The sequence below is a fragment of the Enterobacter asburiae genome, from assembly GCF_008080435.1.
Taxonomy (GTDB): Bacteria; Pseudomonadota; Gammaproteobacteria; order Enterobacterales; family Enterobacteriaceae; genus Enterobacter; species Enterobacter asburiae_C.
The window spans coordinates 24,256-37,495 of sequence record NZ_VRKN01000008.1; the positions used below are offsets into that span (position 1 = coordinate 24,256).

General features: G+C 53.4%; 11 protein-coding genes, 1 tRNA gene and 1 pseudogene. 6 read left to right on the forward strand and 7 right to left on the reverse strand.

Annotated elements, in window-relative coordinates:
* Window positions 1-91: 91 nt before the first annotated feature.
* Window positions 92-1,528 (forward strand): MFS transporter, encoded by a 1,437-nt coding sequence (locus FU672_RS15825; protein ID WP_148243942.1) that lies wholly within the window; start codon window positions 92-94, stop codon window positions 1,526-1,528.
* A 66-nt stretch (window positions 1,529-1,594) separates the two neighbouring features.
* Window positions 1,595-2,839: a mechanosensitive ion channel family protein gene (locus FU672_RS15830; RefSeq protein ID WP_148243943.1), complete on the forward strand. Its 1,245-nt coding sequence runs from the start codon at window positions 1,595-1,597 to the stop codon at window positions 2,837-2,839.
* Between the two features lie 86 nt (window positions 2,840-2,925).
* Here FU672_RS15830 and pheP read toward each other — a convergent pair whose 3' ends face one another.
* The 6 genes from pheP to FU672_RS15860 all read right to left on the reverse strand — a co-directional run bounded on the left by pheP (window position 2,926) and on the right by FU672_RS15860 (window position 9,756).
* Window positions 2,926-4,314 carry a phenylalanine transporter gene (gene pheP / locus FU672_RS15835; RefSeq protein WP_148243944.1) on the reverse strand — a complete coding sequence of 463 codons (1,389 nt, stop codon included), beginning with the start codon at window positions 4,312-4,314 and terminating at the stop codon, window positions 2,926-2,928.
* A 223-nt stretch (window positions 4,315-4,537) separates the two neighbouring features.
* Window positions 4,538-4,813, reverse strand: coding sequence for a DUF1471 family periplasmic protein YahO (gene yahO, locus FU672_RS15840; RefSeq protein ID WP_063145209.1), 276 nt, complete (start codon window positions 4,811-4,813; stop codon window positions 4,538-4,540).
* 149 nt (window positions 4,814-4,962) lie between these two features.
* Complete coding sequence (locus FU672_RS15845) at window positions 4,963-5,994, reverse strand: ABC transporter ATP-binding protein (protein WP_148243945.1); 1,032 nt, start codon at window positions 5,992-5,994, stop codon at window positions 4,963-4,965.
* Window position 5,995: 1 nt separating this feature from the next.
* Window positions 5,996-7,570, reverse strand: a complete 1,575-nt coding sequence (locus FU672_RS15850) for an ABC transporter permease (protein ID WP_187360820.1) — start codon at window positions 7,568-7,570, stop codon at window positions 5,996-5,998.
* Window positions 7,571-7,594: 24 nt separating this feature from the next.
* Complete coding sequence (locus FU672_RS15855) at window positions 7,595-8,611, reverse strand: iron ABC transporter substrate-binding protein (RefSeq protein ID WP_148243946.1); 1,017 nt, start codon at window positions 8,609-8,611, stop codon at window positions 7,595-7,597.
* Window positions 8,612-8,925: 314 nt separating this feature from the next.
* The gene (locus tag FU672_RS15860; protein WP_148243947.1) at window positions 8,926-9,756 is read right to left on the reverse strand and encodes a CPBP family intramembrane glutamic endopeptidase; all 831 of its coding nucleotides are present in this window, start codon (window positions 9,754-9,756) and stop codon (window positions 8,926-8,928) included.
* A 45-nt stretch (window positions 9,757-9,801) separates the two neighbouring features.
* Here FU672_RS15860 and FU672_RS25135 point away from each other — a divergent pair.
* Window positions 9,802-9,956: pseudogene (locus tag FU672_RS25135) on the forward strand (integrase); the annotation flags it as partial.
* Between the two features lie 15 nt (window positions 9,957-9,971).
* Here the strand turns inward: FU672_RS25135 and FU672_RS15865 are convergent.
* Window positions 9,972-10,048 (reverse strand) — tRNA-Arg (locus FU672_RS15865).
* A gap of 278 nt (window positions 10,049-10,326) precedes the next feature.
* Between FU672_RS15865 and FU672_RS15870 the strand changes: the two genes are divergently transcribed.
* The 3 genes from FU672_RS15870 to fimZ all read left to right on the forward strand — a co-directional run bounded on the left by FU672_RS15870 (window position 10,327) and on the right by fimZ (window position 13,211).
* Window positions 10,327-11,025: an EAL domain-containing protein gene (locus FU672_RS15870; protein WP_148243948.1), complete on the forward strand. Its 699-nt coding sequence runs from the start codon at window positions 10,327-10,329 to the stop codon at window positions 11,023-11,025.
* A 24-nt stretch (window positions 11,026-11,049) separates the two neighbouring features.
* Complete coding sequence (locus FU672_RS15875; protein WP_148243950.1) at window positions 11,050-11,778, forward strand: helix-turn-helix transcriptional regulator; 729 nt, start codon at window positions 11,050-11,052, stop codon at window positions 11,776-11,778.
* Window positions 11,779-12,578: 800 nt separating this feature from the next.
* Window positions 12,579-13,211 (forward strand): fimbria biosynthesis transcriptional regulator FimZ, encoded by a 633-nt coding sequence (fimZ, locus tag FU672_RS15885; RefSeq protein ID WP_148243952.1) that lies wholly within the window; start codon window positions 12,579-12,581, stop codon window positions 13,209-13,211.
* Window positions 13,212-13,240 lie beyond the last annotated feature (29 nt).

Sequence of the window (13,240 nt, forward strand, 5' to 3'; positions counted from 1 at the left end):
TAGTGCCAGTACCAGTATAAGCAAGAACTGGTACCCGTTTATAAGATGGTTGATGCTACGACCATCTGATGAATGACGCAATGGAGTTACCATGAATACGTCAGTTGTTTCACCGGGTCGTGCTGGCCTGATATTGCTGCTAACCGGCCAGATGCTGCCCATGATTGATACCTCAATCACCAATGTGGCGCTGGACGCCATCACCCATTCACTGCACGCTACCGCCACCGAGCTGGAGTTGATTGTCGCCCTCTACGGCGTGGCCTTTGCCGTCTGCCTCGCGCTCGGCAGCAAGCTGGGGGATAACTTTGGCCGTCGGCGTCTGTTCATGTGGGGTGTGGCGAGCTTTGGCCTGGCCTCGCTGCTGTGTGGCATGGCGGGGAACATTGAACAGCTGTTGGCCGCACGTATTGTTCAGGGTGCGGGGGCGGCTCTGATCATGCCGCAAATTCTTGCCACCCTGCACGTGACGCTGAAAGGTACCGCCCACGCAAAAGCCATCAGCCTGTTTGGCGGCATCGGTGGGATTGCGTTTATCGTAGGACAAATGGGCGGCGGCTGGCTGGTATCGGCAGATATCGCCGGGCTGGGCTGGCGTAACGCCTTCTTTATCAATGTACCGATCTGTCTGGTGGTGCTGGCGCTGAGTCGCCATTTCGTACCCGAAACCCGTCGCGAGACGCGGTCACGCATCGACTGGACGGGCACCGTGCTACTGGCGATCATTCTTTGCTGCCTGCTGTTCCCGATGGCGCTCGGCCCCCAGTGGCACTGGTCGTGGCCGCTGAAAGTTATGCTTCTCGCCATTATTCCGCTGGCCTGGCTGATGGCGCTGAATTCACGCAAAAAGGAGCGTGATAATGCTCACCCGCTGATCCCGCCGCGCCTGCTGCAGCTTCGCAGCGTTCGCTTTGGCATACTGATTGCGATGCTCTTTTTCAGCGTCTGGTCCGGGTTTATGTTCTGTATGGCGCTCACCATGCAAACTGGTCTGGGGATGGCACCGTGGCAGTCCGGAAACAGTTTTATCGCCCTTGGGGTGACTTATTTTATCTCCGCGTGGTTCGCGCCGCGTCTGATTGCTCGCTACAGCACCAGTACCATTCTGCTGACGGGTCTGGCGATCCAGATTGCCGGCCTGCTGGCGCTGATGGCAACGTTCCGGCTGTGGGGCATGAACAACACCGCGCTGACGCTCGCGCCCGCGACCGGGCTGATAGGCTACGGGCAGGCGCTGATCGTGAACAGCTTCTACCGCATCGGGATGCGCGACATTCAGCCTGACGACGCGGGGGCCGCGAGTGCCATTCTCAGCACGCTGCAGCAGGCCGCGCTGGGGCTGGGTCCGGCCATTTTCGGGGCGATCTTGCTCCACGCGCTGCAGAACCATCACGGGGATTACACCCAGGCGGTTAACGTCTTCCTGATGGTGGAAACGGCTATGATGGTAGTGCTTGCCCTGGCGACACTGCGCATACGCCATAGCCTGTGTCTGCCGGTGGTAAAGGTCTGCCAGGCCACCAAATAAGCCCGTGAAATTTGCATAATAGATCCGCAGCCGCCATTATGGGGCTGCATCAATACAGGAGACGTTATGCAGGAATTAATTGCTCAGGTCGAAGAGTTAGGCATTGAAATTAATCACACCACCTCTTTAGTGATTATCTTTGGGATTATTTTTCTTACCGCCATCATTGTTCATTTTATTTTGCACAAAGTGGTGCTTCGCGCTTTTGAAAAACGCGCGCAGGCCAGCAGCCATTTATGGTTGCAGATCATTACCCAGAATAAATTATTTCACCGTCTGGCCTTCACCCTTCAGGGGATAATCGTCAACGTCCAGGCGGTTCTGTGGCTGCAAAAAGGCAGCGAAGCGGCGGAAATTCTCACTACCTGCGCAAAGCTGTGGGTCATGGTATATGCCCTGCTCTCCTTCTTCTCGCTGCTGGACGTGATTTTTAATCTGTCGCAGAAAATGGCCACCGCATCACAGTTGCCGCTGAAAGGGATCTTCCAGGGCATCAAGCTGGTGAGCGCCATCCTCGTGGGGATATTGATTATCTCCCTGCTGATCGGCCAGTCTCCGGCTATTCTGATAAGCGGTCTGGGTGCCATGGCCGCCGTTCTGATGCTGGTGTTTAAAGACCCGATACTCGGACTTGTGGCGGGTATTCAGCTTTCCGCCAACGACATGCTCAAGCTCGGCGACTGGCTGGAGATGCCAAAATACGGTGCCAACGGCACGGTGACGGACATCGGTCTGACCACCGTTAAAGTGCGCAACTTCGATAATACGATTACGACCATTCCGACGTGGGCCCTGGTCTCCGACGCCTTTATTAACTGGAGCGGCATGTCTGCCTCTGGCGGGCGACGCATTAAGCGCAGCCTGAATATTGATACCACCAGCATTCACTTTCTCGACGAGCAGGAACAGCTGAAACTCATTCAGGCGAAACTGCTGAAGCCCTATCTGGCCGCGCGACATGAGGAAATTAACCTGTGGAATCAGAAGAACGGTGAAGGGGAGTCGGTATTAAACCTGCGTAAGATGACCAATATTGGCACCTTCCGCGCCTACCTGAATGAATATCTGCGCAACCATCCCCGTATTCGCAAAGATATGACGCTGATGGTGCGCCAGTTAGCGCCTGACGCGAATGGTTTGCCGATTGAAATATATGCCTTCACCAACACGGTGGTCTGGGCAGAATATGAGGAGATTCAGGCCGACATTTTCGACCATATTTTCGCGGTGGTGGATGAATTTGGGTTGCGTATTCACCAGTCCCCGACCGGGAACGATATTCGCGCCCTGGCGGGCGTCATCGCCAGATAATCTGTTTCGGACACCGGGCGTGAAGGCAAGTGCGCTCTGGTGCCCTCACCCCGGCCCTCTCCCACAGGGAGAGGGAGAAAAGCAGATCACTTTTTTCGGGATAACTTGAATGCTACAAACAGGAAGATAACCCACACCGGCAGCAGCATCGCCGACAGGCGCATCTCATCCATGGTGCACATCAGCACCAGAATCAGCCCCAGGAACGCGATACAGATGTAGTTCCCCGCCGGGTAAAGCAGCGCTTTGAACTGCGTCTCGCGTCCCTTGCGGCGCATCGCGGCGCGGAATCGCAGGTGCGCCAGGCAGATCATGATCCAGTTCAGCAGCAGCGTGGCGACAACCAGCGCCATCAGCAGGCCAAAGGCCTCTTTCGGCAGCAGATAGTTGATCAACACCACCAGCGAGGTGATAGCACCAGAAAGGAACAAGGAATTCACCGGCACGCCGCGACGGCTGACGCGGGTGAGGAACTTCGGCGCGTTGCCCTGTACGGAGAGGCCAAACAGCATGCGGCTGTTGGAGTAAACGCCGCTGTTATAAACCGAAAGAGACGCCACCAGAATGACGAAGTTCAGCGCCGAGGCCACCAGGTTGCTGTTCATGTCATGGAAAATCATCACGAACGGGCTGCTGTCGGACTTCACTTCCACCCACGGATAGAGCGCCAGCAGCACCACCAGCGAGCCGATGTAGAACAGCAGAATCCGGTACACCACCTGGTTGACCGCTTTTGGAATGCTTTTATGCGGGTCGCGCGCTTCCGCAGCGGTAATGCCAATCAGCTCTAATCCACCGAAGGAGAACATGATCACTGCCAGGGAGAGAATCAGCCCTTTCCAGCCGGTGGCGAGGAAGCCGCCGTGCTGCCACAGGTTGTCAATCGTGGCGCGCTCGCCGCCGTGGCCGGAGAACAGCAGCCACAGGCCAAAGCCGATCATCCCGATAATCGCCAGCACCTTGATCAGCGCAAACCAGAACTCGGTTTCGCCATACAGGCGCACGTTGACGAGGTTAACGGCGTTAATAATGATGAAGAAGGCCGCCGCCCAGATCCACGTCGGGACATCCGGCAGCCAGTACTGCATGTAAATGCCTGCGGCGGTCAGCTCCGCCATCCCTACCAGCACGAACATTACCCAGTAGTTCCAGCCGGACAGGAAGCCTGCAAACGGGCCCCAGTATTTATAAGCAAAGTGCGCGAAGGAGCCTGAAACCGGCTCTTCAACGACCATCTCGCCAAGCTGGCGCATGATCAGGAAGGCGATAATCCCGGCGATAGCGTAACCCAGCAGGACCGCCGGGCCAGCCATCTGAATAGCGGGGCCGATGCCGAGAAACAGCCCGGTACCGATCGCGCCGCCAAGGGCAATTAACTGAATATGTCGATTTTGCAAACCACGTTGCAGCGTCGGATTCTGATCCGACGAGGCTTCAGCGCTACCATGGCCTGAAGCGGATGACGCGTCTTTCACGTCCTACCCCTGTCTCTTTTTTAGAAGGGGCACGTTTTAACACTTCATGCTGGAGGTAGCAAGGGATTGGGGCATCCCTGCCCCGGATAACGAGATGGAACGCTTAAAACGCGTAGCCAACCGAGACCTTAAAGGTGTGCGGTTCGCCACCTGTCCGTCAAAGAAGGCGAGGCGAGGGAAGATGAAGCACAGCCACCCCGCATTGGGGGTGGCTGCAATGACGTTATTTTTTCTTGTAAATATTGGCCGTACCGTGAATTTTATTGTTGGTGTTCCCTGAAGTGAGCACCAGGACATCCGCGCCTTTCTTATCGGCTTTCTCAATCAGTTCTTTTTTTGCATCATCAATCGATACTTCATTCGAGGTGTTTACCGTACCGATTTTTTTATACTGAGATGCAACTTTCTTGAACTCGCTTTTAGTCAGCAACTGAGCAGCAAAAGCATTGGTTGTAAACAGTAACGCCGTTCCCAACAAAATAGCAGTCGTCTTTTTCATAACCTTTTTCCTTGAGATTAATCAGCAACTACGAAAAACCTCACGCATTGTGGTGAGGTTTTATGAGCATGGTAGAGAATCTCAGGAAATGCCATACATTCAGGAAAATTCTTTTATAACAACCCGTTGCATGAAATTACTAACGAATATTAAGAATATTCGAATACACGCGCGGTGCCAGCAATATCAATGCGTACCGCCGTGCCCGGGTTCCATCCAGGCTGGCTTACGGTCTTCAGAATCACAGGCTGCTGCTGCCCGGCTAATCCCAGGGTGAGCGTCGACAGCTGGCCGGTGAAGTCCACATCAAGAATTGAGATCGGGCTTTCATGTGCTGCACATGCCGTCACGCGTAATTGTTCAGGGCGCATCATTACCCTGCCCTGCCCTGTCGCATGCGCGTTGTCAGTCGGCACTTCACCCAGCGCGCACACGGCATACCCGGCAGCGAGCTGAGCAGGCAGGATCACGGCATCGCCAAGAAACAGCGCCGTCTCTTCGTCAACGGGACGGGTGTAGACGTCATAAGGCGTACCGACCTGTGTGAAGCGTCCGGAGCGCATGACGGCAACCTGCGTGGCAAAGGACAACGCTTCGTTCTGATCGTGGGTGACCAGAATCGAGGCCACGCCCGCTTCGGCCAGCAGATCGGCCGTTGCCTTACGCGTCATCGCGCGCAGGCCGGTATCCAGAGCCGAGAACGGTTCATCCAGCAGCATCAGGGAAGGACGCTGGGCCAGCGCACGGGCAAGCGCCACGCGCTGCTGCTGTCCGCCGGAAATCTCATGGGGCCAGTGCGTTGCGAGCTGCCTGTCCAGAGAGACCATCTCCATCAGCGCCTCAACGCGCTGGCGCTTCTCGTGGCGGGTACCGTCCAGTCCCCAGGCAATGTTGTCTGCCACATTGAGGTGCGGGAACAGCGCACCCTCCTGAGGGACAAAACCGATCCGGCGCAGGTGAGCGGGAACAAAATTGTTTTCATCAAACAGCGTACTCCCCTGCATGACAACGCGCCCCGTGTCAGGCGTTTCGAACCCGGCAAGAATACGCAGCAGCGTGGTTTTCCCCGACCCGGACGGCCCGACAATCGCCGTCCTGCTCCCCGGCGCAACGCTCAGGTTTAAGCTGTCGAGCACCTGCACATCAGAAAACGATTTAGAAATGGCGGTTAATTCAAGCATGTCATAGCCCTGCAATTTTTTTCGACTGCATATAGAGAATGGCGGTCAGCGGGAGTGAAATCAGGATCATCAGCATCGCGTAAGGCGCGGCGGCAACATAGTCAATTTCACTGGTCAGCGCCCAAAATCCGGTCGAGAGCGTGCGCGTGCCCAGTGGAGAGAGCAACAGCGTGGCGGTCAACTCGTTGCTGACGCCGAGGAACACCAGCGCGGCACCCGCCGCCGCACCCGGTGCGGCCAGCCGCATCGTGACGCTCCAGAGCGCCTTCGCGGGCGTGCTGCCCAGACTGCGCGCCACGTTTTCCAGCTCGACCGGCGCCTGAGCAATCCCCGCCCGCAGGTTGATGAGCGCACGGGGCATAAACATCAGCAGGTAGGCCAGGAACAGGGTAATTTCCGTCTGGTAAACAGGACGGGCGTAATGAATGGTGACGGTGACCAGCGCCAGCGCCGTGACAATACCCGGCAGTGAACTGGTGATATAGATGCACCCTTCCAGCATCCGGAAGATACGGTGCGGATAGCGGATACCGAGCCACGCAATGGGGATCACGCACGCCGTCGTCAGGAGTGCTCCGCCCACGCCGAGCATCAGCGTCTGGCGCAGCGAGTGCCAGAGATCGGGACTCATCCAGTTTTGCACGCCGCCGAGCCAAATCCAGCGACACAGGACAATTAGCGGCACGCCCAGCGCCAGCACGATCAGCACGATGAAAAACAGCTGACCCAGCGCGGCGGCCGCAGGCTTCAGCGGCCAGCGTTTCTGTTCACGCGCGGCACCGGCGCCAATGCGCGCGTAACGTGCTTTTCCGCGCGTTACGCCTTCCAGCATTAAGATAGCCAGACAGCACAAGGCCAGCACGCCCGCCAGCATGTTCGCCGCCGGGCCGCTGAAGGTAGACTGGAACTGGTCATAGATTGCCGTGGTGAAGGTATCAAAGCGGATCATCACGTACAGGCCATATTCCGCCAGCAGGTGCAGCGCCACCAGCAGCGCGCCGCCGCAGATAGCCAGCTTGAGCTGGGGCAGCACTACGCGGAAAAAGACCCGCCACGGCGGCGTCCCCAGTGAAGCGGCGACATCTTCAAGCGTCGGGTCAAGGCGACGCAGCACCGCCGCAACCGGCATATAGATAAACGGATAGTAGGCAAGAACGGAGAGGAACACGCCCGCGGAGAGCCCGTGCATGGACGGGACAACGCTTACCCAGGCATAGCTTTGCACAAACGCCGGAATCGCCAGCGGGGCGACCGCCAGTGCAGACCAGATCCCTCGCCCGGCAAGCTGCGTGCGCTCAGTGAGCCAGGCTATTGCCACGCCCGTCACGATACACAGCGGAACCGCTAAAGCCGTCAGCCACAGCGTGTTGCTGAGTAGCTCAGCAACACGCGGGCGAAACACCAGCGCCTTAATGGTTTCCCAGCCGGTCTCAATGCCAATGGCAATGATAAAACCCAAAGGCAGAAGCGCCATTAATGAAAACAACACAGCTAACGCAACCATCGGCAGTGCAGGACGCCTGCGGGCAGGCTCCTGCACTCTGTTTTTTCCGATGTCGAGACTCAGACCAGACATAAGACGTTCACTTAACTTTCAGGATCACAGCAGACCGGCTTGCGTCATCAGTTCGATAACTTTTTTACTGTTGAGCGTTGAAGGTTCAACTTTCGGCGCATCAAGATCTTTCAGCGGGAGCAGTTTCGGGTTTGAGGCCGCATTCACGCCCACTGCATACTCAAAGGCATTGTTGGTACGCAGACTTTCCTGACCTTCTTTACCGGTAATGTATTTGATGAAGGCCTGCGCCTGCGCTTTGTGTTTGCTGGACGCCAGCACGCCGCCGCCAGAGAGGCTTACGAACGCGCCCGGATCCTGGTGTTTGAAGTAGTAGAGCTGGGTGTTTTTGCTGTTTTCACCGGTTTTGGACTGGTCGACAAAACGGTAGTAGTGATAAATCACGCCGCCATCAATCTGACCGGCATTGACGGCTTTCATCACCGTGCTGTTGCCTTTATAGGCTACGAAATTGGCTATCATCGCCTTGAGCCATTCCAGAGTGGCCTTTTCGCCTTTCAGAGCCAGCATCGCACTCACGATGGCCTGGAAATCCGCGCCTGACGGTGATGCCGCCCAGCGGCCTTTCCACTCGGGTTTTGCCAGATCCATCAGCGATTTAGGCAGCTGCTGTTCGTTCAGCTTTTCCGGGTTATACACAAATACCGTGCTGCGGGCGGCAATGCCGATCCAGCGACCGTGCGCCGGACGATATTCTGCCGGTACCTGCTTCAGGGTATCTGCATCCAGCGGTGCAAACAGGTTTGCATTATCCACCAGCACCATTGATGGCGAGTTTTCCGTCAGGAATACGTCTGCCGGTGACGCGCTGCCTTCCTGAACCAGCTGGTTACCCAGCTCGCTGTCATCGCCATTACGCAGAGTGACTTTAATGCCGGTTTCTTTGGTAAAACCGTCAACCCACGACTTCACCAGGTTTTCGTGCTGCGCGTTATAAACAACGATACCTTCGTTGTTATCGGCGGCAACCGATTGTGTGGAAAGGAAAAGGGATGAAGACAACAAGGCAAGCGAGAAGCAGGACAGCAGGCGAGAATTCATGAACATATCCTTAATAGACCAACGGGATTAACGGCTCATAGCTTTGTGGGACAGGATTAAAGCATACAACAACGCTAATGATAATTAGTATCAATCAAGTTTACGCGTAAAAGTGTAAAATTTCATTATTGCGGAGTTTGGAATGATAAAAATCCAGATTTAAAAAATGGAAAAATTAAAGATTAAGAAAACCTTAATTCTGAACGCAATGAAATTAATTAGCCTTCTATTTATTCTGGTGCACCTGTGAACATTTTTTTCTGCGCGTACCGCGCGTATAAAAAACCCCGCCAGGCGGGGGATGTGAAAATGCATCACATCGCCGCGTGGCGGGCATACATCGGATAGGTGAAGAACAATAAATGCACGCAGTTCAGCCCAAAATGGAATAACGTTGCAACCCAGAGCTTACCGCTCCACATCCACGCCAGGCCGTAAATTATGCCGGAGAGGCTGGCAAAAATAATCAGTAGGAAACCGCCGCTATAATGCATCAGCCCAAAGATGACTGAGGTAATCAACAGCGCGACAACAGGATGAATAATCTGCGACAAGCGTTGCTGCAGGTAGCCTCTGAACAAGGCTTCCTCGGCCAAAGAGACGAAGAAAATATTCGCAAGGGCAAATTGAGCGAACCATTCTGGCGCATGCGGCTCAATTCTAAGTCCGCCCAACGCAACAGCCAGAAGTAACAGCGCGGGTATCGCAAGAACCAATATTCCCCAGCCGAGCTTGCCAGCTTTATAGAGGGGTTTTGCTACGAATAACGTTGGCATGCACGTAATTAAAAAGAACGGCACCACTGCCTTGTCCATATTAAAGTACATACTGAACGGTATGCTTTGGGGACCAACGACGACAACATCCAGCACTTTGGGGTTATGGAAGCCCGGGATCACATGCAGAACCAGGGCAACGGCGATGACCACGCACAGGCCTTCGACCAGATAAGTATATTTATTATTTTTATTACGTAGCCATTCAACAACAGACCAGCCAACAACGATTGATGCAATAACCAGCAGCGCCGGGGCGTCAAGAATACTCTGTTTCCAGCCGAGAAATGCCGTTAATCCCAGCATCAGGTAAGCCAGGCTTTTATTAAGGGAAAGTGCGGCAAGCGAAGTTGCGAGTAGATACCACATAAATGTCCTTCATGACCGGTATGTACAATAGTGAATGGGACTGGAATGGGCGGATGGGAAAGTATCGACATGGTCCGTCGATATGCTCACCTGTCACCGAACCATTTAACTGAGCATGCAAAACAAAGTGACTCAATTTTAGGGTCGATGTCCCAAATATGTCCCACAACGGAAATCAGGAGGATGTGAAGGAGGCGTAACTCTATGAAATGAAATGGCACGCCCTGTAGGATTCGAACCTACGACCTACGGCTTAGAAGGCCGTTGCTCTATCCAACTGAGCTAAGGGCGCACTGAGAAGCGTGAACTTCGCGGCGGTGAAACGCGAAGAATTATACGGTCAATGGCAGGTGAGTCAATGCCTTTTCCGCTTTCAACGGCAATTACCGCTAGCCGATTGTAAATACGGCTATTTTCTCAACATCCCCCTTTGTTTCACCGTAAAATTTAGCGCTGCGAAAAGGCTTAGTTGCATTTAAGTAACGCCTGCTGTTTTCCTGAAGGTCAGCTCGTCACACTAGAGTCAGGTATCCCGGCCGCCTGGAGGCTGACAGACAACAGGACAATGGAGTGACAGCGCAAAACCTGATCGATACGCCCCCCCGGTTACAGTACATTTCTCAGGACATCGTCGGCATAAAGCTTGAGCCCATCGTCGCCCTTTCCTCCTTGCGCCAGGTAGGCGTGGAGGTACTTAGCGTTCTGTCCGACACGCGGCACAGCGAGGACTTTTTTTGCGATCGATCCGCAGACTGGTCGATAACGCTGCTTGAAGCACAGCTTGCCGCGTTAAAAAATACGCCGCACGGTCATAACCTTTTTATTAATCTGCCGATAACCGTCCTGACAGAGCCTGCGTCTTTTCAGCGACTTATCCGAATGCCAGGCGTGCCGCTCAATATTGAGATTGTCGACCTCGCGTCCTTTTTGGCGCTGTCCGTCGCGCAGAAGCAGCATGTCGTTCAGAATCTGCAGCAACTTAGCAGACATGGACACGCTATCTGGCTGGATGACGTGGATGACGTCTTAGTACGGTCGTTTTTATCCTGCCGACTCCCGTTAACCGGCATCAAAATTGATAAGGAAGCATTCTGGCGTTTACGCGATACCCCTGCGCTGAGGCAACTGGTTTCCCTTTGCTTTCAGCTTGCCGGGAAAGTGCTTATCGAAGGTATTGAGACTGAACGCGATTGTACCTGGGCACTGCAGGCAGGCGCAGACCTCGGCCAGGGATATTACTGGCCGTCCTGGACATGGCCGGAGGATTAAAAAGCCATTTCCAGGAGGGAGACCATGCGAATGACAGTGCGCCGTTACCGGCGGCGGCGTACAGGAAGTGATGCACTGGGATTTACGCGCTCACCTTTTGCTCCCCCCTTTTTCGACCGGCTCGAATTTTTGAGCCAGTCCATCAGCCAGCCCCGCAAAACAGACGCCCCGTTTATCATTCTGGTGACGGAGGATCACTACCTGCGCACCGGATTTCTCAACGGGCAGTACCCCCTGAGCAGCTGCTGCGACTACGCCACGCTGGACGACGCCCTTGTCGCTCAGACACAGTGGCCCTCAGCCCGTCTGGTCGTCGATATTGAAAGCCGGTCCACGGGGCTTCTGGATAAACTGGATCAATTAAGGCGGCATAGCCTGTTTCCTCCGTTCCTGACGCCCTGGCTGTTGGTCCGGGCCGATAATTACGACACCCGCCTCTTCTGCAAAGCGGCAGGTCCCTTTCATGTGCTCGAACGTCAGCTGAACGCCGCTGCGCTCCAGCACAGCCTGCTCGATACTCGCGCCCCGCAGGGTTCCGACAAAGACTGGTTCTCGCGCAATGAATGGCCCATCCTGCAGGAGCTCTCACGGGGCAAGACATTGCGTCAGATTGCCCTTATGCAGAATCGGCCCTATAGCCGCATTATCTATCGTCTCAGTTGCATCCTGCTGAAACTGGGGCTAAGCCATCGCCAGGAATTGCTGCATCTTCTTAATAACCTCTCAGACTGCACGTTTTCACTCACGTCCTAACCCCTTATTTCCTAAAGCGGTTTAGGAATTTACTTACCATCTGCGTTGCAATAATGTTAATTTTTAACAATAAATTCGAAATTATAACTATTCCTAATTTATGGGAGCGAACCTTGTGAAATGCCACAGATTAACGGAACGGCAGCACTTTCCTCCATCCGTTAAGTGAATTCAGAAGGCGTTAACAAGATGATAATGATGTAAAAACAAGCAGCTTCGCGACAACTGCCAGGAGTAAAAAGCGAAGCGGGTAGCATGTTCTCCTGTGCACCAGACGCCGTTATCCGGGTCAACACAAACACTTTCAGATGAAGGTCTGACGGCCTGCGAGGGCAATTTTTGACCTTACCGTCGTGGGTTTCCCCCTTAAAAAGATGCGCATTTCCGTTAACAATTGATCAACATACAGAGATATCTGTTATTTTTTGTTATTACATAAAGATGAAAATATGCGGTAAATGAGATAATAGGATATTTCCGCTAATTTTAAAAAAATAGCGATTCAGATCCAGAAGATAATACAAACCCATGCGCGGATATTAATTTACAGGGTTTTCGGAAAAAACTTACCCTGTATAATAAGATGCGTACCAAATCTGAATAAGAAAAACCTTTTTGCCAACACCAGCCAAATGAGATGACCGCGCTGAGGCATAGTTCTTTTCATTACGTAAACAAGGATGCTTTCGCTCTTTCCAGGGAAATACTACGGTATAGGGATCTGCACATTATATCCTTCCGGCATTTCGAGAGTTTTACCAAACTCTGCATAACGCTTTTAACAATCTGAGGCATTAAAAATGAAACCGGCATCCGTTATCATTATGGACGAACATCCTATCGTCAGAATGTCGATAGAAGTCCTGCTACAGAAAAATAAGAATATCACAGTCAAGCTCAAGTCTGGCGATAGCCATGAAGTCCTTGACTGTATCCGCAATCACCCTATCGATCTGGTGATCCTTGACATTGAACTCACGGGCACGGATGCTTTCGCTTTACTTAAAAGAATCAGAAACTTAAACAAAAACATTAAGGTTCTGTTCCTCTCGTCTAAATCAGAGTTATTTTACGCGGGTCGCGCTATTCGCGCCGGGGCAAATGGCTTCGTCAGTAAACGAAAAGATTTAGGGGAGATCTACAACGCCGTAGAAATGATCCTGATGGGCTATTCTTTTTTCCCGTCGGAAACGCTGAACTTTATAAACCATTTGGGTTCAGGGAAAGGGATGGTAGCAGATATGCCATTATCAAATCGCGAGGTTACGGTATTACGGTATCTGGCGAATGGATTATCCAACAAGGAAATTGCTGAACAGCTACTATTAAGCAACAAGACCATTAGCGCGCATAAATCTAATATTTATTCCAAACTGGGCGTGCAAAGCATCGTGGAATTAATTGATTACGCCAAAGCCCACGAACTGCTATAACCTGAATTCACTCCCTGCAGCTTATCTGA

Excerpts from the sequence above, each read along its gene's own strand:
- FU672_RS15825 (WP_148243942.1), top strand. The coding sequence starts at position 92 with ATGAATACGTCAGTTGTTTCACCGGGTCGTGCTGGCCTGATATTGCTG.
- FU672_RS15830 (WP_148243943.1), top strand. The coding sequence starts at position 1,595 with ATGCAGGAATTAATTGCTCAGGTCGAAGAGTTAGGCATTGAAATTAAT.
- yahO (WP_063145209.1), bottom strand. The coding sequence starts at position 4,813 with ATGAAAAAGACGACTGCTATTTTGTTGGGAACGGCGTTACTGTTTACA.
- FU672_RS15845 (WP_148243945.1), bottom strand. The coding sequence starts at position 5,994 with ATGCTTGAATTAACCGCCATTTCTAAATCGTTTTCTGATGTGCAGGTG.
- FU672_RS15850 (WP_187360820.1), bottom strand. The coding sequence starts at position 7,570 with ATGTCTGGTCTGAGTCTCGACATCGGAAAAAACAGAGTGCAGGAGCCT.
- FU672_RS15855 (WP_148243946.1), bottom strand. The coding sequence starts at position 8,611 with ATGAATTCTCGCCTGCTGTCCTGCTTCTCGCTTGCCTTGTTGTCTTCA.
- FU672_RS15860 (WP_148243947.1), bottom strand. The coding sequence starts at position 9,756 with ATGTGGTATCTACTCGCAACTTCGCTTGCCGCACTTTCCCTTAATAAA.
- FU672_RS15875 (WP_148243950.1), top strand. The coding sequence starts at position 11,050 with ATGCGAATGACAGTGCGCCGTTACCGGCGGCGGCGTACAGGAAGTGAT.
- fimZ (WP_148243952.1), top strand. The coding sequence starts at position 12,579 with ATGAAACCGGCATCCGTTATCATTATGGACGAACATCCTATCGTCAGA.